Annotated in this window: 23 protein-coding genes; 7 read left to right on the top strand and 16 right to left on the bottom strand. The window is 40.0% G+C overall.

Annotated elements, in window-relative coordinates:
* The first annotated feature begins 571 nt into the window (after window positions 1–571).
* Window positions 572–1,117: a gamma carbonic anhydrase family protein gene (locus QL995_RS20185; protein WP_101162793.1), complete on the top strand. Its 546-nt coding sequence runs from the start codon at window positions 572–574 to the stop codon at window positions 1,115–1,117.
* On the opposite strand, the gene QL995_RS20180 is transcribed toward QL995_RS20185, so the two are convergent.
* Together QL995_RS20180 and aroE are read right to left on the bottom strand one after the other, a co-directional pair.
* Window positions 1,109–1,363: a DUF1488 family protein gene (locus QL995_RS20180; protein ID WP_007584142.1), complete on the bottom strand. Its 255-nt coding sequence runs from the start codon at window positions 1,361–1,363 to the stop codon at window positions 1,109–1,111. The two genes, QL995_RS20185 and QL995_RS20180, sit on opposite strands and share 9 nt — an antisense overlap.
* The gene (aroE, locus tag QL995_RS20175) at window positions 1,360–2,184 is read right to left on the bottom strand and encodes a shikimate dehydrogenase (protein ID WP_290294940.1); all 825 of its coding nucleotides are present in this window, start codon (window positions 2,182–2,184) and stop codon (window positions 1,360–1,362) included. Before aroE ends, QL995_RS20180 begins: the two co-directional genes overlap by 4 nt.
* Window positions 2,185–2,237: 53 nt before the next feature.
* On the opposite strand from aroE, the gene QL995_RS20170 reads away from it, so the two are divergent.
* The gene (locus tag QL995_RS20170) at window positions 2,238–2,675 is read left to right on the top strand and encodes a group II truncated hemoglobin (RefSeq protein WP_197113405.1); all 438 of its coding nucleotides are present in this window, start codon (window positions 2,238–2,240) and stop codon (window positions 2,673–2,675) included.
* Window positions 2,676–2,738: 63 nt separating this feature from the next.
* Here QL995_RS20170 and hemF read toward each other — a convergent pair whose 3' ends face one another.
* From hemF to QL995_RS20140, 6 genes are all read right to left on the bottom strand, one after another.
* Complete coding sequence (gene hemF, locus QL995_RS20165; protein WP_010555164.1) at window positions 2,739–3,689, bottom strand: oxygen-dependent coproporphyrinogen oxidase; 951 nt, start codon at window positions 3,687–3,689, stop codon at window positions 2,739–2,741.
* Between the two features lies 1 nt (window position 3,690).
* Window positions 3,691–4,254 carry an L-threonylcarbamoyladenylate synthase gene (locus tag QL995_RS20160; RefSeq protein ID WP_010555163.1) on the bottom strand — a complete coding sequence of 188 codons (564 nt, stop codon included), beginning with the start codon at window positions 4,252–4,254 and terminating at the stop codon, window positions 3,691–3,693.
* A gap of 25 nt (window positions 4,255–4,279) precedes the next feature.
* Window positions 4,280–4,855 carry a topoisomerase DNA-binding C4 zinc finger domain-containing protein gene (locus tag QL995_RS20155; RefSeq protein ID WP_008138064.1) on the bottom strand — a complete coding sequence of 192 codons (576 nt, stop codon included), beginning with the start codon at window positions 4,853–4,855 and terminating at the stop codon, window positions 4,280–4,282.
* Window positions 4,856–4,969: 114 nt separating this feature from the next.
* Entirely contained in the window at window positions 4,970–5,443 is a 474-nt protein-coding gene (locus tag QL995_RS20150) for a DUF494 family protein (protein ID WP_010555161.1), read from the bottom strand.
* A 1-nt stretch (window position 5,444) separates the two neighbouring features.
* Window positions 5,445–6,536, bottom strand: a complete 1,092-nt coding sequence (dprA, locus tag QL995_RS20145) for a DNA-processing protein DprA (RefSeq protein ID WP_290294939.1) — start codon at window positions 6,534–6,536, stop codon at window positions 5,445–5,447.
* Window positions 6,537–6,567: 31 nt separating this feature from the next.
* The gene (locus tag QL995_RS20140; protein WP_010555159.1) at window positions 6,568–7,686 is read right to left on the bottom strand and encodes a LysM peptidoglycan-binding domain-containing protein; all 1,119 of its coding nucleotides are present in this window, start codon (window positions 7,684–7,686) and stop codon (window positions 6,568–6,570) included.
* A 118-nt stretch (window positions 7,687–7,804) separates the two neighbouring features.
* Here QL995_RS20140 and def point away from each other — a divergent pair, with 118 nt between their 5' ends.
* The 4 genes from def (at window position 7,805) to trkA (ending at window position 12,037) form a co-directional block, all read left to right on the top strand.
* Window positions 7,805–8,308, top strand: coding sequence for a peptide deformylase (gene def / locus QL995_RS20135; RefSeq protein ID WP_007584168.1), 504 nt, complete (start codon window positions 7,805–7,807; stop codon window positions 8,306–8,308).
* A gap of 24 nt (window positions 8,309–8,332) precedes the next feature.
* A complete protein-coding gene (gene fmt, locus QL995_RS20130) occupies window positions 8,333–9,286 on the top strand; it encodes a methionyl-tRNA formyltransferase (RefSeq protein ID WP_101216779.1) in 954 nt (317 codons plus the stop codon).
* Entirely contained in the window at window positions 9,279–10,574 is a 1,296-nt protein-coding gene (gene rsmB / locus QL995_RS20125) for a 16S rRNA (cytosine(967)-C(5))-methyltransferase RsmB (protein WP_007584175.1), read from the top strand. The genes fmt and rsmB overlap by 8 nt, the downstream gene beginning before the upstream one ends.
* Before the next feature lie 86 nt (window positions 10,575–10,660).
* Window positions 10,661–12,037, top strand: a complete 1,377-nt coding sequence (gene trkA, locus QL995_RS20120) for a Trk system potassium transporter TrkA (RefSeq protein WP_004335170.1) — start codon at window positions 10,661–10,663, stop codon at window positions 12,035–12,037.
* Between the two features lie 81 nt (window positions 12,038–12,118).
* Here trkA and QL995_RS20115 read toward each other — a convergent pair whose 3' ends face one another.
* The 8 genes from QL995_RS20115 to QL995_RS20080 form a co-directional block, all read right to left on the bottom strand.
* Complete coding sequence (locus QL995_RS20115) at window positions 12,119–12,334, bottom strand: EF-hand domain-containing protein (protein ID WP_007584177.1); 216 nt, start codon at window positions 12,332–12,334, stop codon at window positions 12,119–12,121.
* A gap of 77 nt (window positions 12,335–12,411) precedes the next feature.
* Complete coding sequence (locus tag QL995_RS20110) at window positions 12,412–12,624, bottom strand: calmodulin (RefSeq protein WP_004335174.1); 213 nt, start codon at window positions 12,622–12,624, stop codon at window positions 12,412–12,414.
* A 139-nt stretch (window positions 12,625–12,763) separates the two neighbouring features.
* On the bottom strand, window positions 12,764–12,976 hold the full coding sequence (locus QL995_RS20105) for an EF-hand domain-containing protein (protein ID WP_007584184.1): 213 nt from the start codon (window positions 12,974–12,976) through the stop codon (window positions 12,764–12,766).
* 465 nt (window positions 12,977–13,441) lie between these two features.
* Entirely contained in the window at window positions 13,442–14,101 is a 660-nt protein-coding gene (locus QL995_RS20100) for a flagellar brake protein (RefSeq protein WP_165729282.1), read from the bottom strand.
* 44 nt (window positions 14,102–14,145) lie between these two features.
* Window positions 14,146–15,597, bottom strand: coding sequence for a TrkH family potassium uptake protein (locus QL995_RS20095; RefSeq protein WP_007584186.1), 1,452 nt, complete (start codon window positions 15,595–15,597; stop codon window positions 14,146–14,148).
* 96 nt (window positions 15,598–15,693) lie between these two features.
* Window positions 15,694–16,308 (bottom strand): YigZ family protein, encoded by a 615-nt coding sequence (locus tag QL995_RS20090; protein WP_290294938.1) that lies wholly within the window; start codon window positions 16,306–16,308, stop codon window positions 15,694–15,696.
* Window positions 16,309–16,396: 88 nt separating this feature from the next.
* Window positions 16,397–17,719: a Xaa-Pro dipeptidase gene (gene pepQ, locus QL995_RS20085; protein WP_008171989.1), complete on the bottom strand. Its 1,323-nt coding sequence runs from the start codon at window positions 17,717–17,719 to the stop codon at window positions 16,397–16,399.
* A gap of 310 nt (window positions 17,720–18,029) precedes the next feature.
* On the bottom strand, window positions 18,030–19,916 hold the full coding sequence (locus tag QL995_RS20080; RefSeq protein WP_007584188.1) for a transglycosylase SLT domain-containing protein: 1,887 nt from the start codon (window positions 19,914–19,916) through the stop codon (window positions 18,030–18,032).
* A 192-nt stretch (window positions 19,917–20,108) separates the two neighbouring features.
* Here QL995_RS20080 and fadB point away from each other — a divergent pair, with 192 nt between their 5' ends.
* Window positions 20,109–22,268, top strand: coding sequence for a fatty acid oxidation complex subunit alpha FadB (fadB, locus tag QL995_RS20075; protein ID WP_290294936.1), 2,160 nt, complete (start codon window positions 20,109–20,111; stop codon window positions 22,266–22,268).
* The last annotated feature ends 3 nt before the right edge of the window (window positions 22,269–22,271 follow it).

The following is a 22,271-nucleotide window of genomic DNA, read 5'->3' as shown; positions in this document are numbered from 1 at the left end:
ACAGCTCAATGAATTCTGAATTTATTTTAATATCTTTCGATATTGAATTGACTGTGCCGAATAATTACCGAAATAACTATTCTGTTGGTCACTCAGCTTTCAATTGAGACTCTAATTTGTTTGCCTCGCTACCTAAGTAGGTTGGCTGTTAGAACTCAATCTGTACGAGTGCCCACACAGATGATTGCTTTATATTGTTAAAGAACGTTTTGAGTCGCTTTAGCGACTCAAGGGATGCGAATAATACACCCTTTATTTTTCGAGTCAACACTTAGTTTTAAACTTTCTTTTTGGAAGATTTAAAACCTAAGTTTTATTTAACTCTCTGAGTTGTTCGTGCCTCGCTATGCGTTGGCGTTTCCCGTCTCAGTGGGGTCGCATTATAGGGAGTTCATATTTTTACGCAAGCACTTTTTTAAAGAAAAAGTAAAAAAAGATACTGTTCGGTTAGTATCTGAACTAAACCCCCTAAAACTGATAGTTTTGTAACCAAACAGTGCACTGTATGGTACAAAAATCACCTTGCTGATACACTCAAAGACTAATAATTATGATCTAAAAGGTACTGACTATGGCAATTCGTTCTTATAAAGGTGTTACTCCTTCATTTAATTCGTCTGTTTATATTGATGAGTCATCGGTTTTGGTTGGTAACATTACTTTAGGTGATAATAGTAGTGTGTGGCCGTTAGTAGCTGCACGTGGTGATGTTAACTATATACGTATTGGTGAGCGTACAAATATACAAGATGGCAGTGTTTTGCATTTATCTCGTGCAACTAAAAGCAATCCTGATGGTTACCCACTTATTATAGGTGACGATGTAACTGTTGGTCATAAGGTAATGTTGCATGGATGCGTACTAGGAGATCGTATACTTGTGGGTATGGGCGCTATCATTATGGATAACGTGGTTGTTGAAGATGATGTAATTATAGGCGGCGGCTCTTTGGTGCCTCCAAACAAGCGTTTAGAGTCTGGTTACTTATATGTAGGAAGTCCAGCTAAGCAAGCCCGCCCTCTTACAGAGCAAGAACTTGCCTTCTTAAAAATATCTGCCGATAACTATGTATCACTTAAAGATGAATACTTAGCTGAAATCGCTAACTTAAGTTAATAAGCTTACTTCAATTTGGCCTGCCGAGTTATAGCTCTCTTCTTCGATAAGCTCCTCGGCACGTTCTTCGTAATCAAAACGATACTTTTCAAAATACTCTGTTGCGTGACTTTCGTCTGTTAATTTAAGTGTATTTACTTCTATTATACATTCCACCAGCATGCCACTAACTTGTGCAAAAAAAACTAACTGATGATCGGGCTCTCTAAACTCTAGCCTATCTATAAACTGTATTGCCTGATTCATTTAAGCATTCCTTGTTTGAGTGCATCAACGACGGGAAGTATTTTTGGCATTTTGTTACGCCATACATAATATGCTTGAGCAGCTTGACCAACTAACATTCCGCTACCATCTAAAAGCTTAGCGTTAATATTATGCTGTGCAACCCAATTCATAAAAATGGTATTTTGCAATGAATAAAACATGTCATAAGCGACTTCACAGTTAGTTATGTGTTTTTCATCAAGAGCTGGAAGCTCATTATTCATACTGCTAGATGTAGAGTTTATAATTAGTGAGTAATCGCTTACTGGTAAATCATCAAAGCCAAAGCCAGATACTGGCCCATATTGAGTAAACAGCTCTGCGAGTTCTTTAGCTTTTTGTACTGTGCGATTAACTATTATTATTTCCTGAGGGTTATGCTCTAACAAAGGTAAAATAACCCCTCGAGCAGCACCGCCCGCACCTATGATTAAAATGCGTTTATTAGTTATGGCTACTTCATTAGCGACTAAATCATTTACAAAGCCCACACCATCGGTGTTATCACCGAGTAATGTGCCATCATCTCGTTTTTTTAATGTATTAACAGCCCCTACAATTTTAGCTAATGGCGTAAGCTCATCGGCCATTGCATAGGCTTGCTCTTTAAATGGCATTGTAACGTTAGCACCAACACCACCTTGCTCAAAAAAAGACAATACTGTTTTTTCAAAGTTATCGATAGGTGCTAATATTGCGCGATAGTCGATTTGCTCACCCAGTGATACAGCAAATTGTTTATGTATCGCGGGGGATTTTGAATGTTTAATTGGATTTCCAAAAACCGCATATTTGTCCATTTTAAAGCAACCTCTTTGCAGCTATATACTGCCTATTAACTATGATAAGTAATATGATTAAACGACTTTTTTCTAAATCTAAGCCAGCTCCTGAGCAGCAGGCTCCTACTCCTGAAAAAACACCGTATGAAATAATAGGTGGAGAAAAAGGGGCGCGTGCTATCTCCAATCGATTCTACGACATAATGGAGTCAGATGAATACGCTAAACCGTTATATGATATGCATCCTCTGCCATTAGATCGAATTCGCCAAGTATTTTTTGAATTTTTATCTGGTTGGTTAGGCGGGCCAAACCTATTTACTGAAAAACATGGCCAGCCAATGCTACGTAAAAGGCATATGCCTTTTACTGTAGATAAAGCATTGCGCGATCAGTGGGTGCACTGCATGAATAAAACGCTGGATATAGAAATAGACAATCCGTTGTTACGTGAAGGCTTAAAACAATCATTCTCTCAACTAGCAACGCATATGATCAATCAGCATTAAATTTGTATTTAGCTACAATGTAAAAAGGCGCTAATTAGCGCCTTTTTGATTACTGTGTAATTGTTATAATTGCCATTCTCTGGCTATCAGCTCACTTGGTTGACTCGTTAGCCACTCTTGCGGGCGTAAGTAATACTGATATAGGTTAGCTTCTGGGCTACTTGGCTCTGGTTTATAGTTATATTCCCAGCGTGCAAGTGGTGGCATAGACATTAATATAGACTCAGTGCGCCCGCCACTTTGCAGTCCAAACAACGTGCCTCTATCCCATACTAAATTAAACTCTACATAACGTCCGCGACGATAAAGCTGAAAATCACGTTGTTGTTCTGTGTATTCGTCATTTTTGCGACGTTCAATAATAGGTAAATAGGCATCTAAAAAGCCATTACCCACCGATTGCATAAACGCAAAACTCTTTTCAAAACCAAGTTCGTTTAAATCGTCAAAAAACAAACCGCCTACTCCGCGCGTCTCGTCTCTGTGCTTTAAATAAAAATACTCGTCGCACCATGTTTTATATTTTGGATAAACTTCACTACCAAATGGCGCACAAATGTCGTGAGCAACTTGATGCCAATGCTGTACGTCTTCTAATACTGGATAAAAAGGAGTGAGATCAAACCCGCCACCAAACCACCATATTGGCTCTTCGCCTTCTTTTTCGGCTATAAAAAAGCGCACATTGGCATGACTTGTTGGTACATGAGGGTTTTTAGGGTGAATAACTAACGACACACCACACGCATGAAAGCTGCGCCCTGCAAGCTCTGGCCTGTGTGCTGTTGCAGAGCCTGGCATTGAAGCGCCAAATACGTGTGAGTAATTAACTCCGCCTTGCTCTATTACAGCGCCATTTGTGGTTACACGTGTACGACCACCACCGCCTTCTGCTCGCTGCCAGTTATCCTCTATAAATTTAGCACTGCCATCTGCAGCCTCCAAACCTTTGCAAATAGTGTCTTGCAAAGCCATAAAGTATGCTTTTACTTGATCTAATAATTCGCTTTGCATATTAACCTCTAAATATTTTGCCAGTCATGGCGTCTTTTATTGTGCTTGGTTGAGTATTACCACCTAACGCCTCATCAACGTAAAAGCCAACTTGTTCTGCAAATTGCGCTTTCGCTTGCTCAATACTAATTACTGTTTCTTGACCGGTTAAGTTTGCACTGGTTGATACTAGTGGCTTACCAAACTCCTGGCACAAACGCTTTACTGTTGGATGGTTTGTTACTCTTACTGCGATGGTATCAAACTGCCCTGTGAGCCATTTAGGCGTATTTTTAGATGCAGGCATAACCCATGTAATAGCAGCAGGCCAACTGGAAAAAATATCAGCGCGTTTATCCATTGGTATTTTTGCATCATCTACGTATTTTAATAACTGCCCATAATTATCAGCGATTAAAATAAGCCCTTTTTCAACCGGGCGCTGCTTAATAGCTAATAGTGCCTCAACGGCTTGTTGATTATCTGGATCACAACCTAAACCATATACAGCTTCTGTTGGGTATAAAATAACTTCGCCTTGCGTTAAGCATGTTATTGCAGTGGGCGTATTTGAAAGGTCTGACAAAGTAGTCTCCAGATATAATTAAACGTTATTCAGTTGGGGTAAGCTTATGCATGCAGCTTTTTTGTGGGCATTGCAATAATGTGCCATTTGCCATATTTCTTTCTATGACAATAGGCCAGTCACATTCAGGACACGGATGTTCAACCGGTTTATTATTAAGCGTGTATTTACAACTTGGGTAGCAATCACAAGAATAAAATACTTTACCAAACTTATTACTGCGCGCGACTAAATGACCTTTTTTGCATTTAGGGCAACTAGGCAAAGTATCTTCGCTTTGCTTTTCTTCATTTTCGTTAGCAATATAATGACACTCTGGATAACCCGTACACCCAATAAACATACCATAGCGGCCATTTTTAACCACCAGCGGTTTGCTACACTCAGGACATGCTGAATCTTCTAATATTTTGATTTCGTTACTGTCGTGATGTGCTAGCGGCCTAATAAAGTCGCATTTGGGATAACTTGCGCATCCTAAAAAAGGACCTGATTTACTATTGCGGATCACTAACTCTGAACCACACTGTGGGCATATCTCGTATTCTTTTTCGAGGGCGTGCTTGTTCGCCGAGAAAAGCGAATGGTCGATTTTACTCATGGTGATCCTAATGGGTTGGTGAATTTTCGCCTAATATACCCAAACCACTTAAAGATACAAGCAATGCCGTGCTTATCCGTTTAAGTAATTTGAGTACAATTAAGATAATTATCTCTAATGAAGAAGTTCGCTGGGTTCATCAAAAATCAAATCTTCCATTTGCTCGTATGCCTCTTCAGAGCCAGGAACGTTAAACAAGATCATAAGTACAATCCACTTTAAGTCTTCTAGGCTTATAGTTGGTTTATCGAGAGAGGCTAAACAGTCCATTACCATTTCACGTGTTACATTGTTAATTACGCCTATTTGCTCAATAAACATTAAAAAGCCACGACACTCAGCGCTGAGCCTTTGGCATTCACTATCGGTAAATATACGCACAGCATCTTTAGGGTTAGTAATAAGATAAGGAGACTCATCGCTGTGTTGTAAATCAGCGAGTTGCTCTAACCAATCGAGAGCTTTAAATATCTCAGGCTTATTAAAGCCCGCACGCAGTAGCTCATCGGTTAACTCATTTTGCTCTGCAAATATATCCGCTTCGCTATGAATGTAATTTTCAAAAAGATATAAAAGAATATCAAACATATTACCTCCCTGCGCTCAACTTAATATAACCATCTAACACTCGCTCAATCTGATCGTCTAATTCTAAATCGAGCAACCTACTGAGTACTTTGTCTATTGGCCACTGCGCACGACGTACAATGTCGTCTACGCTGGTTACTTCAAAGCCAATGCTATTTAAAACCTCGCATTGAGAATTTGCCTGAATAGGCTGCTCTTTGTTACATACATTATTGTCGTAAGTAAAACTCACCTCATCAAGAATGTCAGCCACGTTTTCTACCAGCTTAGCACCTTGCTTTATTAAAAAATGACTTGCCTGCGCTAACGGGTTTTTAATAGAACCCGGTACTGCAAATACCTCTTTATTTTGTTCAAGCGCATAGCGTACTGTAATTAACGAACCACTTTTAATTTCAGCCTCAACAATAAGCACTCCCAACGATAACCCAGAAATAATACGATTTCGGCGCGGAAAGTTATGCGCATGAGCAGCTGCCCCTGGTAAAAACTCACTCACCAACAGGCCGCTTTCTAAAACTTGGTCTGTTAATAGTTTATGGCGTTTAGGATAGTAAATATCAACCCCAGTACCAAGCACCGCTATGGTTTTACCCGTACCAGCAAGAGAGCCCTTATGTGCTGCTCCATCTATTCCCCGCGCCATACCTGAGGTAACTGTAATACCCGCTAAAGTTAACTCGTATGCAAATTCTGATGCTATTTCAAGCCCGGTAGGTGTGGCATTACGACTCCCTACAATTGCAATTTGTGGAGTAGATAATAACGAGACATCTCCCCTACAAAATAGTAATAAAGGCGCACTGGCAATCTGTCGGAGATCTTCTGGATAAAGCGCATCAAAAATACAGACAACCGTAATGTTGTGCAGCGTAATTAGTTGCTCATAATGGCTGACTTGTTGCCAATTGGTGTTGAGTAAATTACTCGCCTGATTAGCGGTTAATCCAAGCTGTAAAAGCTTGTCATGAGATAAGTCGAATAACGACCCAAGGGAATAATTTGTAGATAGTGCTAAAAGGGTTTTGATACCCAACCCTTTACACATATAAAAGGCAAGCCAGTGGGCTAGCTTGCCAGATGACTGATCCATGCTCTCTCCTAGAGCACCGACTCGCTACTTCTTAATGAATAACTGCAATATCTCCAATGCGAATTGGGTGCTGGTTTTTAGTTATTAATGCATAACTTATTTTGTCATACACTTTAAAGACAATTAGCTCGCCAACTTTTTCTTTAGGCATAGTCCACGTTGTGCTCTCTTCGTCAGACTCATCACCAAATAATTGGCTCACATCAGATAAAAGCTTCTCGTATTTACTAGAATCTTCTGGGTAACGAGGGCCACGAGGACCATCAATAACCGTTGGCGATTGACGTTCTAGATCTAATACATGACCCGCTTCTATGTTTTGTTCACTGCCTAAGTTTAGCACTACAACATCCATTGTGCTGAATTCTCTAACTTGTCGTGGGGAAGCAATAATATTCCCTGTTACGGGCTCAGAAGGACGGTGAATATTAAAGTACGCAGGAAGCATTTGACCTTCCATTGCCGGCATTAAAAAATCGCCTTGCTGAATTTCTCGTTTAACAGACTCAACACGTAATGACGAAGGCACACCATTGTGTTCATCACCCGCTCTAAACGCACGTGCGATACCCACGTAAGATGCACGCGTTGCTAACACTTCACCGGTTAAATCAGTGTAAGGATCACCTTTATGGTAAATGGCATATGCCTTATGTACTTGTAAGTCGCCTTTAACATATAAAATATGGCCTAACGTTTGTGTTTTAGTATTTTCGTTAGCACCTAAAATATAAGGTTTGCCTTTAATATCGTCACTATTCATTGCTTGCTCGTAACTGATATACGGTTTGATCATTTCAAGCGGCAAAGTAGTAATAGCATTACGCCCTTTTGGTGTAATACGACCCTGAGGAGATAGCTTTCTATATCCTTTATTAATCACTAAACGTGGGTTTCCATCTGCATCGTATATCAGCGCTAATGCATCACCGGGGTAAATTAGGTGCGGGTTGTCAATTTGTGGATTCATTTGCCAAAGTTCAGGCCATAGCCAAGGCTCATCTAAATAGATGCCAGAAATATCCCAAAGTGTATCGCCTTTTTTTACAACATACTGTTTTGGTGCATCTTTTTTTATTTTAAGCACGTCAGCAATTGCGGGAAACGCAGCACTTAGCGTAAGCATGATTGCAAGTAATGGAGATTTCATTGAGCTTCCTTGTATTGTTTTTTCATTATTATTGCCCAAAACCTGTTAAAGGTGAACGCGAATGGCTAAAATAAGAGCATACAATACCCTAAATTAAGCACAAGTGAAAAAGGTAACTATGGCTAGGTTAGAAGTTTTAAGATTTCCAGATGAACGTTTACGTACTATAGCAAAAGATGTTGCACAAGTTGACGATACAGTACGCCAAATTGTAAAAGACATGCTAGAGACAATGTACGATGAAAATGGCATTGGACTTGCGGCCACGCAAGTAGATATTCATCAACGAATCGTTGTTATTGATGTATCAGAAGAGCGCGACGAGCCACTGGTATTAATTAATCCACAAATCATTAAAAAAGACGGCTCTACCGTTAGCGAAGAAGGCTGTTTATCAGTACCTAACTCGTATGCAAAAGTAGACCGCGCTGAAACAGTAACAGTCGCTGCACTTAACGAAAACGGTGAAGAGTTTGTACTAGATGCAGATGAATTACTGGCTATTTGTATTCAACACGAACTAGATCACCTTCAAGGTAAGCTGTTCATTGATTACTTATCTCCATTAAAGCGCCAACGTATTCGTAAAAAGCTTGAAAAAGAAGCTAAATTTGCAGATTAGTAATAAGTACCTTAGGAAAACTCAGTGACTCAACCATTACGCATTATATTTGCCGGTACGCCGGACTTTGCAGCACGTCATTTACAAGCGCTGATACAAAGCGAACACCAAATAGTGGGTGTATATAGCCAGCCAGATCGCCCTGCAGGTCGTGGTAAAAAATTAAAAGCCAGTGAAGTGAAAGAGCTAGCGCTTGAGCACAACTTACCGGTTTTTCAGCCACAGTCATTAAAAAATGATGAAGCACTAGCAGAACTAACAAGCTTAAATGCCGACATTATGATTGTTGTAGCGTATGGCTTAATCTTACCTAAAGCTATATTAGAAGCCCCACGTTTGGGTTGTTTAAATGTGCATGGTTCTATATTACCGCGCTGGCGCGGCGCTGCACCGATTCAACGCGCAATTTGGGCAGGTGATGAACAAACCGGCGTAACAATAATGCAAATGGATGAAGGGCTAGATACCGGCGATATGCTACATATAAGTCGCTGCCCTATTAGCACGACAGAAACTAGCGCTAGTTTATATACAAAGCTTGCTGAGCTAGGTCCAGACGCGTTAATTGAAACCATTAATAAATTAGCGAATGGCGAGCTCACCCCTGAACCTCAAAATGATGAACTTGCTAACTACGCTAAAAAGCTTTCTAAAGAGGAAGCTAATATCGATTGGTCAATGAGTGCACTGCAAATTGAGCGAAACATTCGCTCTTTTAATCCATGGCCAGTGTGCTTTACCCAAATGGGTGGGCAAACAGTAAAAATTTATCAAGCGCAGGTTGTGCTGCAATCAGGTGATCCTGGGCAAATTTTATCAAGCGATAAGAATGGCGTAGTAGTGGCGTGTGGCGAACACGCTTTATGTATTACGCAATTACAGCCGCAAGGTAAAAAACCAATGGCAATTAACGACTTTTTAAATGGTCGTAGTGACTGGGTTACCCCTGGCACAATATTAGGCGAAAACAATGAGTAATGTTCCAAACGTACGAGCGCTGGCCGCTGAAACTTTATATAACGTAGTTGATAAAGGCGCATCGCTTAATCAAGAACTTCCATTTGCAAGCCAAGGCTTGCCGCCTAAAGATAAAGCGTTGCTACAGCAAATTTGTTATGGCGTTTTACGCTACTTACCGAGCCTTGAAAATTACTGCCAACACTTAGTAGAGCAGCCATTAAAAGGTAAACGTAGAATATTTCAGTTTTTATTATATGTAGGTATTTATCAACTGCAGCATATGCGCGTACCACCACATGCTGCAATTTCAGAAACTGTAAACGCACTGGCTCAACTTCGCGCTTTAGGATTAAAAGGGCTGATAAACGCCATTTTACGTAGTTTTCAGCGCCAACAAGCAGAGCTTGAAGAAAAAGCGAAGCTTATTCCGGTATGTTTATACAACCATCCAAATTGGTTTATTAAACAGGTGCAAACAGCCTACCCAGATAGCTGGGAAGCACTACTTGAAGAAAACCAGCAACAAGCGCCAATGTGGCTTCGTGTAAACCAAGCACAATTTAGCACGCAAGAATACAGCGAAATGCTTAGCGCTAACGATATTGAACACACCTTAAACCCTGACTTTATTGATGGGATTAAGCTTGCCAAACCACGTGATGTATTTTCGTTGCCTGAGTTTGATACAGGTGCATGTTCAGTACAAGATGCTGCAGCACAGTTGGCAGCCCGCTTTTTAGAACCTAAAGCAGATGACTATATTTTAGATGCCTGTGCAGCACCTGGCGGAAAAACGTGTCATATATTAGAGCTTGCTGATGCTGATGTACTTGCACTTGATAGCGACTCAACTCGCCTTGAACGCGTTAAGCAAAACTTAACCCGTATTGGCTTAGGTGCAGACCTACAATGTGGCGACGCATCACAACCACATACTTGGTGGGACGAAAAATTATTTGATCGTATTTTGCTTGATGTGCCTTGTTCAGCCACTGGCGTAATTCGCCGTCACCCTGATATAAAATGGTTACGTCGCGCATCAGATATCGAAGACTTATCTAAGTTACAAAACGATATTCTTGATAGCATTTGGCCACTGTTAAAACCAGGTGGCACATTGGTATATGCTACGTGTTCGGTTCTTCCACAAGAAAACCAACAGCAAGTTGCTAAGTTTTTAGCTAATAACGATGATGTAGAACATATACCTCTACACGAAAATGATACCGTAACAACTCCAGGTTTGCAGTTACTGCCCGGTGAAAGTGATGGATTTTATTACGCTAAGCTAGTTAAAAAAGCCTAATAGCCGTACACTAAATAGTTAGCCATTTATGAAACATTAAATGGCTATTTTTTTAATTAAATTATGATCAATACCACGGGTAAATAATGAAAATAATTATACTCGGTGCCGGGCAAGTTGGTGCTACGCTTGCTGAAAACTTAGTTGGCGAACAAAACGAAATTACCGTTGTTGATATAGACGGTAACCGATTACGTGAACTTCAAGATAAGTACGACTTACAAGGGGTTATGGGCCACAGCGCGCACCCTGATGTATTACGCCGTGCAGGCGCTGAAGATGCCGATATGATTATAGCGGTAACCAGTTCAGATGAAGTGAACATGGTTGCATGCCAAGTGGCGTACAGTATTTTTAAAACGCCCACTAAAATTGCCCGCATTCGCTCAGAGCAATATTTAAAATACCGCGAAAAACTATTTCAAAACGATGATTTACCAATCGATCATTACATTGCTCCCGAAGCACTGGTCACTAAGTATATTCGCCGTCTAATTGACTACCCTGGTGCTCTGCAAGTATTGCAGTTTGCTGATGGCATGCTCTCGTTAGTAGCCGTAAAAGCTTACTATGGGGGTTTATTAGTAGGTTATGCGTTATCTGCACTTAAAGAACATATTCCTAATGTAGAAACTCGTGTTGCCGCTATTTATCGTCAAGGTAAAGCAATCAAACCACTGGGTACCACCGTTATTGAAGCCGATGACGAAGTATTCTTTATTGCCGCTACAAAACATATACGCGCAGTAATGAACGAGCTACAAAAACTTGAGCGTTCGTACAAAAAAATTATGATAGCTGGTGGCGGTAACATTGGGGCAGGCCTTGCCCGCTCACTTGAAAAAAACCACACCGTTAAACTAATTGAACGCAGTAAAGAACGTGCCGAGCAACTCTCAGAAATGCTCGATAACACGGTCGTTTTTTGTGGTGACGCATCTGATCAAGAATTGCTCTCAGAAGAACATATTGAACAAGTCGATGTATTTATTGCTGTAACCAACGACGATGAAGCAAACATTATGTCGGCCATGCTTGCAAAACGCATGGGCGCACAAAAAACCATGGTACTTATTCAACGTGGAGCTTACGTTGATTTGGTACAAGGCGGCGAAATAGATATTGCCATATCGCCACAACAAGCAACTATATCAGCGTTATTAACGCACGTACGCCGTGGTGATATTGTTAACGTGTATTCACTGCGTAAAGGCGCAGCAGAAGCCATTGAAGCGGTTGCTCATGGTGATGAAAACACATCTAAAGTGGTTGGTCGTGCGATTGCCGACATAAAACTTCCTGCAGGTACAACCATTGGGGCAATAGTACGTAATGACGATGTGTTGATAGCTCACGATGATACAATTATTATGTCGGGCGATCATGTCATCATGTTTTTAATCGACAAAAAACACATTACCGTTGTAGAAAAACTATTCCAAGTAAGTGCTATATTCCTTTAACTAGTTACTCTAATTAGTTAATTTAATACACAAAAAAGCCGCTGACTAAGGCGGCTTTAATGGAGTATGCTTAAATATTGATTACTGTACTTTTGAAAACTCTTCTTTAGAGATTTCACCATTACCATCAGTATCCAAATCATCAAAAATCTTTACAAGCTGAGGGTTAACCTTTGCTTCTTCCATTGTAATAGCACCGTTACCATCTGCATCAAAAGAGGCAAAATCTACTGCGGCATATGCTGCTGATGAAGATGCTAAAACGATAACTGCAAGTGTTGTATTTAATGTTTTCATAATAATATTCCTAGTAATATGGGAAGTCCTTTTCAAAGATCCCTGACTGTGAAAAATGTTTAATCTGAAAAGATTAATTAGTAATTAGCGAATTCTTCTTTAGAAAGCTCGCCGCTACCGTCGGTATCTAGCTCAATAAATTCAGCCATTAAATCTGTATCGACTGCCGCTTCGCTTGGGCTAATTGTGCCGCTACCATCGATATCAAGGCTGTCAAAATCTGATGCTGCAAATGCAGCGGAAGAAGATGCTAGTACTATAAGTGCTAATGCTTTATTTAAATGTTTCATAACTTAATCCTTCAATGTTCTATCAAAAAAATTGCTTCGTTTAACTTAAAACGTAATTTTTCACTTCCTTGTTATCCTCTTTCGTAAGCTCCCTTGCCTACTTAGGTGTCTTTGGCAACTCAGGATAAATACTTTTCAATTAAGCTTCTGAAAATTCTTCTTTTGATAACTCACCATTTTGGTCAGTATCAAGCTCAGAAAACATGCTCATTAGCTTTGCATCTACTGATGCTTCTGCTTGGCTAATTGTGCCACTGCCGTCTACATCCAGTGTGTCAAAATCTGTTACAGCAAAAGCGGCTGAAGAAGATGCAATAGCGATAAGTGCTAAAGTTTTATTAATGCTTTTCATAATATGTATCCTTCAAATTTATGTGTGTGCGATTAAGTATTTCACTTTGAATCACGATTTCGTTCAGTACACTTAGACTATTACAACTTAGATGCCAACATTTAAAAGTTAATAATTTTCAATAAGTTAAATGAAAAACGTACAACAAGAAGGCATTTTTAGAATAATTATTGTTGCCCTTTAGCAACACGTTTTAAAGGGTCTACATTAAAACCAATAAAAACATATAGTTATGTTTATATAAAAAGATACATTTTAAAATGTATGGTTTTAAATGGAGGGATTTAAAAGAATAATTGAGATAAATTTTACCGAGGAAACTTTAATAACAAAAAATAAGCTGTAAAAAACAATACGTAATCAGTTGTTTTATTTAAATAATAATTTTAATTATGAAAGAGAGAAAAAACATTTTACAAATACTGACGTAAAATGCCTTTTTGTTGCAAATAAGCGAAAACCTATTTATTCAACGGTAGGCTCAAGCGCAGAAGGGTCTATAAAATGCTCTTTCATAAAGGCTTTCATTTCATCCTCGCTTGCTAGTAGCTTAATTCCACAGTGCACACCGGCGGCATGCTCTTTAACACTGCAAATTTCACCTTCAAAATCTTTATCACTGCTATTAAGTACGACAGTGCATTGCATATCTTTAATACTTTCAACTTGCTGATCGCCTCTAATATCAAACATTACACCAGTGAGTGAAATGTCTTTAATAAGGCCTTCAAGTACCCTATCGTCACTTAGCTTTAGCTTTGCAGGTAATAAGGTAGGTATGCGTGTTTGTGAGCGTAGCGCAAATAACTGCACTTGCTTTGGAAAGTTTATAAACACGAGTTTAGCGGGATGAGAGGCTACCGACATAATTTGCTGGCGAAACGCAATAACTTGCCCGCCACTGCCTTCAATAAGCGCTCTTACAACAACCATTACGCCATCACGTAAATAGTCACTCGCCACAGGTAAACGCTTTGCATTGGGATAATTTAAAATAATAAACTGTTTATCGAGTAAACCAACTAATTCAGTTTTAACACGCTTACTGCTTGTAGGTGTTAATATTTCTAGGTCGACTAAGCTGCCTACACTTATATGCTTTAGCTTTTCTAAATTTGTTGGCATATCCCTTTCCCAATAGTTCGTAATTTAAAACTTAAGCCGCTCGTTTATCCACGCCAAAAAGTAGGCGTAAATAGCACTAATAAAGTAAATATTTCTAGGCGACCAAACACCATTGCAATGGTAAGCAACCATTTAGCACCATCGGTTATAGCGCCATAATGCGATGCTACATCACCCAAACCTGGACCTAAGTTATTTAAACAAGCCGCAGTGGCTGAGAACGCAGTTATGTTATCCATACCCGTGCCCATAAGCGCTAACATAATAATAATAAACACCAACGCATATGCAGAGAAAAATCCCCACACGGCTTCTACTACTTTGTCTGGCAACGCCTTTCGACCCAGCTTGATTGAATATATAGCCCGAGGGTGCACCAAACGATTAAGCTCACGCACACCCTGCAAGTAAAGTAAGAACACGCGCACTACTTTCATACCACCACCGGTAGAGCCTGCACAACCACCAATAAAGCTCGAAAATATAAGTAAAATAGGTAAAAACAAAGGCCATGTTGAAAAGTTATCAGTAGCAAAGCCTGCTGTTGTACTCATAGAAACAGCTTGAAATAATGCCTGATCGAGGGTTTCATCGCCATTAGCAAATATTTCATTAGAGGAAAGTACGGTAAAACAAATAACCACCAGCGCTAATTGAATACACAAAAACACCTTAAACTCAGGGTCTCGAATATAAACTTGTATGTTACGACTGGCCACTGCGGCGTAATGCAGGGAGAAGTTAACAGCGGCAATAATTAAAAAGAACACACAAATAAAGTTAATTACAGGGCTGTCAAAGTGCCCCATGGAAGCATCGTAAGTAGAAAAACCACCTATCGCGACCGTTGAGAATGCATGACATATCGCATCAAACCACTCCATCCCGGCTGCCCAATAAGCCAGCATACAAGCAATAGTCAGTGACACATAAATATACCAAAGGTGCTTTGCTGTATCGGCAATTCGCGGGGTCATTTTGGAATCTTTTACAGGCCCAGGTATTTCAGCGCGATATAACTGCATACCACCAACACCTAGCATGGGGAGTATAGCGACAGCGAGTACGATTATACCCATACCGCCAAACCACTGGAGTTGCTGGCGATAAAACAACACCGACTTAGGTAAGTACTCAATACCGGTAAGTACTGTAGCGCCGGTGGTTGTTAAGCCAGAGAATGCTTCAAACACCGCATCGGCGAGCGATAAATTAGGTTCTTGTAAAAATATAAGCGGCAAGGACGCAAACGCCCCAAGTACCAGCCAAAACAAAACAACAATTAAAAAGCCTTCACGTGCTTTTAAGTCACCGTTTTCATGGCGGTTTGGGTAATAAGCCATCATGCCAATAACAACACTAAAGATAAATGCTAAAACAAAAGGAACACCACCACCGTCTTTATATATTAAAGACACCAGTGCCGGAGGCACCATGGTAATACTAAACAGCGCAACAAGTTGGCCAAGAATTTTTATGATGGTACGAAATTGCATTTAGCTTGTCGCTTTTATTATTAGTAAATTCAGGCTGAGTAGTATCAACCAAATTAAATAGGGTCAGTATGCATTACATGCAACTTGTGTAGGTTATTACTCTTTAATAGTTAACTCAACTGCGCCGTGACTTAAATCAAAAATATCTTTGATTGCTTGCTGAGCTTCGCGGCTATCTATTGTAATCACCCATTCAATATTAGCAGTAAATTGCTTATCAATATTAAGCACTTGATACTTTGTTTTTAATAACTGCTCAATCGCACCTTGCATGCTGTACTCGCTACTCCCTGTAATTTCAACACTGGGAACTTTAAGTACCGTTTGCAATTTTAATAATGCATTATTTAATGAGCCACCATAAGCACGTACTAATCCGCCCGTGCCTAATTTTATTCCGCCAAAGTAACGTGTGACTACAGCTGTGATTTCGCCAAGGCCTGAACCCACCAGCACATTTAACATAGGTTTTCCTGCAGTGCCATTTGGTTCACCATCGTCCGAAAAACCATAAACATGGCTGCCACCGGGGTTGCCTGCCACATGTGCCCAGCAGTTATGACGCGCATCGCTATACTTTTCTTCAATGCTTTTAATAAATGCTTTAGCTGAATTTAAATCGGGGGTATGTGCAATGTGAACTATAAACGTACTTTTTTTAATTTCTTCTTGATGAAAAACGTCAGCAGCGGGATATTTATATTCAGACATATTTTAAACTTGTAAAAAGGGGGCCAAAAGGCCCCTTTAAATAATGTACGTATTTTAACGTGTATAAACTAATTAGTGTTAACTAGAATTAATCGAGCGCTAAATCTCGTGTCATATTCTCTAAGCTATCTTCGTGAACAATAATGTTATCTTCAATACGAATACCGCCAAATGGTTTAAATGACTCAATCTTTTCCCAATTAATAAACTGCTTATTATCGGTTTGCGCTAAATCACCAAGCAGTGAATCAATAAAATATAAGCCTGGCTCAATGGTAAACACTTGGTTTTTTTCAATCAGGCGAGTACAACGCAAGAACGGATGCCCTTCAGGCGATGGCTGATGTGTGCCCTTTTCGTCACTCATAAAACCACCCATATCATGCACTTGTAAACCAAGATGATGCCCTAGTCCATGCGGGAAGAAAGTAGAGGTAATTTTACGCTCAACAATTTCCTCAGCGGGTAGGTTAACAATTTTAAAGTCACTGAGTATTTGTGCGATACGGTTATGGCATTCAACGTGTAAATCACCATAAAGCATACCCGGCTTTAAACCTTTACCTAACTCTATTTGTTGAACTGTCATCGCTTGTACAAGCTCAGCAAACTCACCCTGCTTTTTAAAATCATACGTACGAGTAATATCAGCAGCATAACCATTAAAGTTTGCACCAGCATCAATTAAAAATGAGTTATGAGTGTGTGGCGCTTTTGGATCAAAGTGCGTGTAGTGCAAAATAGCGCAGTTTTCGTTAAGCGCAACAATGTTGCCGTACGGCATTTCATTTTCGCTTTGACGTGTTGCCATTAAGTACGCTTGCTGAATATCGAACTCGCTACCACCATTAAAGAATGTGTCGCGTGCAGCTTTATGCCCATCTACTGCAATGCGGTTAGCGTTGCGTAAACATTCAAGTTCGTACTGCGTTTTATAAGCGCGGTGGTAATGAAAATAGTTAAGTACAGGCTCAGGGTTCATAATACTAAAACCAAGTGCTTGCGCTACTTCAATATATTCGCCCATGTAAGCGTATTTAGCTTTGTCGTATGGTAATAACTTTTCAACTTGATCAGGCTGAAGTAATAGCTCTATATCAAAGTACTCAGCCCAAAAGTCACGAGGCTCGTCTGGTACTTTATGCCAAAAATCTACCGGACGATAAAATATTAGTTTTGGTTTGTCGCTGCCATTTACCACAATCCAGCAATGAGGATTATCAATAACCGGTAACCACGCTTTAAACTGTGGATTAACTTTAAATGGATAATACATATCATCTAAAAACTGGCGCTTAGCTTGGCCTGAATGAATTACTAATCCTTCTAACCCTTCGCTATTACAAATTGTACGAGTACGCTGTTGCAGTGTTGCAATATGTTCGGCGTATAAAACGGCTAATTTATCCATTGTTAATCCATCTGTTAAATTTAACTTGCTCTGAGTCTATCACTTATACCAATTGCATTAAATTAATGATCTATTATAGCGACAAGAAAATAGCTTAATAACAAGGCTAAAATTATGATACATAGTTGTTCTATATAAATAATTTTTAACGCAGTTATTGAGTTATTTAATACGCTAGAATGATCATGTTTTTAATAAAATTGGTATTACACTAAGCGCTCAAAAAAGGGGGATATTTAACATGTAAACATCCCCCTTATTAATACCTATACCTATCGTGTTAAGTTATTGGTCGATTGGTATCATATATTCAACCGCCCATTTTCATTTCGAGTAGCGGCGCTAATACATTACCTTCTCGGCCCATTCTTGTATGGTAAACCTGCCTGTACGCAAATACATTTTTTACGTAATCGCGGGTTTCGCGATACGGAATAAGCTCTACCCATAACTCAGCCGGAATAGCGTCATCAGGTAACCAACGCTTTATACGGTGATAACCCGCATTATAAGAAGCCGTAGCCAGCACCTCATTGCCATGGTTTTTCTTTTTTAAGTATTGTAAGTAACTCGTACCCAACCTAATATTTGTTTTAGGTTGATATAAACGACTACTTGTCACACTGCCTTTATTTACATACTCAGCAGTACTAGGTAATAACTGCATTAAACCACGTGCATTAGCATGCGAGCGTGCATCTGGCGCAAAAGAGCTTTCGCGCCTTGCAATAGCAATACTCCAGGCAACATCTATCTTGCTACGTTTACTGTAGCGCTCAAAAACATCTTGAAACGCAAACGGAAAACGTTGCTCTACGTTATCCCACGCTTTAATTTTTGCTAAAGTAAAAATAGTACTGTCGTGCCAACCTAAATCGGTAGATAGTTGTGATGCTGCTAGCTTTTCTTCATCGCTAGACGTATCCGTTAAATAATTCCACTCACGGCGCGCCGACGTAAAGCGCTCAATATCATAAAGTGCTTTTGCACGCTTAAAGCCAGGTGCATTACTTACTTTATCTACAAGCACCTTATCGACTGCTAAAGGTTGATTATTTAAATCAACGGGCAAACCTAAACGTGCTGCTGCTAAAAAGCCGTAATAATCACGATTAGCCGCTACTTTTTTCCAAATATCGTCTGCTTTTTGTTGCTCGCCACGTTTAGCATAGCTATAAGCTAACCAATATTGCTGGCCAAGGCTTAAATCCTCTTTTCCTGTAAAAAACGCAGCAATCCCTTCCCAATCTTGGGTTTTGAGCATATTGCCCAGTTGCCATTGAATAAGCTTGCTGTCTAATCGCTCTTTCGGCACTTTATTTAGCCAAAAGCTCGCTTGCTTATGCCCGCTTGAAGCAAGTGACAACGCAAAGGTGTAATACACGTCAGCTTTATCTTCATCACTATACTTAAATATTTTTTCTAGTTTTTCCCATGCTTTTAAAGCAAGCTCTTTATCGCGCCAAACCAAGCGTTTAACACCATAAATTGCTATTTGGCCTTCTTTAGCCGACTTATTTTTATATCGATATAATCCAGCTGCCGTGCTTGGATCTTTTCGCACTTTTAAATATAAGTCAGCTAAGTAACGATCCTTACTTGGCAATAAAGTTTTTAAGTAAGGTAATAAGCTTTGCGTCCCGCCTTGTGCAGCAAGTGTTACACGCTTCCAAACCGTTTCTTCTTTCATGTAGCCTTTTTTACGCCACGTAGAAAACAAACTATCACAGCCATTAGGTTGCGATTTACCAACGGCCCATAAGTCGGTCACCTGATTTAGAATCGCCTTTTCAGGCGCGCCCAAGTCGAGCTGAAAATCTAAATAAGTACAGGTAAGCCCAGTATTAGAAGTTTCACGGTAGTTGCGTATGTACGCCGCTTTTTCATTGTTCTCTTTTAAATACTCCAACCACGCTTTGCGCACAGGCCACTCAAGCGGTGTATGCTGATATATATTTAAATAGTCTTCTATCTCTGCCTGATGCTTAATACTCGGGTGACGTTGCCAATATGTTTTTTCAACATACGGTTTTAACGGATGATTTAGGTTACTAACCGCTTGTTTAAAGTCTTGGTAACTTCCGTACCTTACTTTTTTTTCGGCATCTAAAAAGGCATCGTTATCGATACTTGCCTCGGCAGAGTGAAGAGGGAAAATGAATGCAGCTGCCGCAACACTTAGTAAATATTTTTTCATAATGTCCTTTAATAAAAATTAAAGTAGTGAATAAAAACTTTTCAACCACCTTAGCACCAAACCAGCTATATTTTAACCAGTCGATTGTAACCGAGTTAAATTTTTCGTTGCATTTTTAATTTAAAGCAAGCACACTGATTGAAATGCAAACTCATCGTACCAGTCTTAGTTCGTCAACTAGGGAGAATAATAATGTTATATAAAAGCGATTCCTTTGAAGTTAGCTTCCTAAAGGAAAACATCGCCGAGTTTAAGTTTTGTGTTGCAGGTTCTGTAAACACATTATCTCAAAAAACTCTTTCAGATTGCGCAGCAGCATTAAAAGAATTAGCTGCCAATACTGATATCAAAGGCATGATTTTTACCAGTGATAAAGACCACTTTATTATTGGTGCCGATATCTTCGAATTTTTACCTACATTTACTAAACCTGAAGAAGAATTAGTAGTGTGGATCAAAAACGCAACCGACGTTTTTGATGCAATCGAAGATTTACCATTCCCAACTCTAAGCGCTATAAATGGTATGGCACTTGGCGGTGGTTGTGAGTGGGCACTTGCTACCGATTATCGCGTGGCAAGCGAAACAGCTAAAATGGGCCTACCAGAAGTTAAACTTGGCATAATGCCTGGTTTTGGTGGCACAGTGCGCTTACCACGTATCATTGGCGCCGATAACGCGATGATGTGGATTACCTCAGGCGCAGAAAACCGCGCAGCAGATGCCCTTAAAGTAGGTGCGTTTGACGCGGTAGTTAGTGCTGACAAACTTTTAGAGTCAAGTGTATCAACACTTGAACTGGCGATTGCTGGCAAGCTAGATTGGCAAGCAAAACGTAACGTAAAACTACAGCCACTTAAATTAAACCGTGTTGAGCAAGGCATGAGCTTTGCTATGGCAGAAGGTATGGTAATGGGTAAAACCAAAGGCCACTATCCTGCACCGGTTATGGCTGTACGTACTATTAAAGCAGCGGCAAACTGTACTCGCGATGAAGCAATGGCAATCGAAAACGCTAACTTTGCTAAATTAGCACGTACACCAGAAGCGGCTGCACAGACAGGTATATTCCTAGCTGACCAATACATTAAAGGTAAAGCACGTAAATTTGCTAAACAAAGCGATGTAGAAATTAAACAAGCCGCTGTATTAGGTGCTGGTATTATGGGTGGCGGTATTGCATACCAGTCTGCTTATAAAGGCACACCTATTATAATGAAAGACATCCAACAAGATGCGCTTGATTTAGGTATGGGTGAAGCGTCTAAGTTATTAGGTGCAAAAGTTAAGCGTGGCCACATGCCAATGGAAAAAATGTTGGCAACACTTAGCAAAATTAAGCCAACACTTAACGCGTCAGACCTACAAAGTGCCAACATTATTGTTGAAGCCGTTGTAGAAAACCCTAAAGTTAAGCAAGCAGTACTCGCTGATCTTGAAAAGACCATGCCAGAAGGTACGGTACTTACTTCAAACACATCAACTATTTGTATTGATTTACTAGCACAAGCGCTAGATAAGCCAGAAAACTTTTGTGGTATGCACTTTTTCAACCCTGTGCCAAAAATGCCATTAGTAGAAATTATCCGTGGCGCAAAAACCTCAGATAAAACAATTAATGCAGTAGTTGATTACGCACTTAAATTAGGTAAATCGCCAATTGTTGTTAACGATTGCCCAGGCTTTTTTGTAAACCGTGTTTTATTCCCTTACTTTGCAGGTTTTAGCAAATTAGTGGTTGAAGGCGCTAACTTTGCAAAAGTAGATAAAGTAATGGAAAACGTATTTGGCTGGCCTATGGGTCCGGCTTACTTACTTGATGTTGTAGGTATTGATACAGCGTTCCATTGTACTGGCGTAATGGCTGACGGTTTCCCTGAGCGTATGGCGCGTGCTGATAAAGACCCTGTTACTATTTTTGCCAACGAAAAACGTTTTGGTCAAAAGAACAAAGCCGGTTTTTACAAATACGAAACAGATCGTCGCGGTCGTCTTAAAAAGTCTCATGACGAGACAGCAGTTGAGCTACTAAGCCCAATTACAGACGCATCAAAAGAATTTGATAAACAAGAAATCATCGACCGTTGTATGATTCCAATGATTAACGAAGTGCTACTGTGTTTGCAAGAAGGCATTGTTGCCTCTCCGCAAGAAGCAGATATGGCATTAGTTTACGGTGTTGGTTTCCCTCCATTTAGAGGCGGCGCGTTCCGTTACTTAGATCAAACTGGTTTAGCTAACTTTGTTGCAGCAGCAGACAAATACGCTCACCTAGGTGCGATTTACCAAGTATCTGAGCAAACTCGCAAGTGGGCCGAAGAAGGTCGTGTTTTCTATAAGGTGGAAGGTTAATAT

It is taken from the genome of Pseudoalteromonas sp. APC 3358 (genome assembly GCF_030408075.1).
In the GTDB taxonomy this organism is placed as follows: Bacteria; Pseudomonadota; Gammaproteobacteria; order Enterobacterales; family Alteromonadaceae; genus Pseudoalteromonas; species Pseudoalteromonas arctica.
Note: the sequence above shows the minus strand (reverse complement) of the source record. Positions and strands in the feature narration are given on the sequence as shown.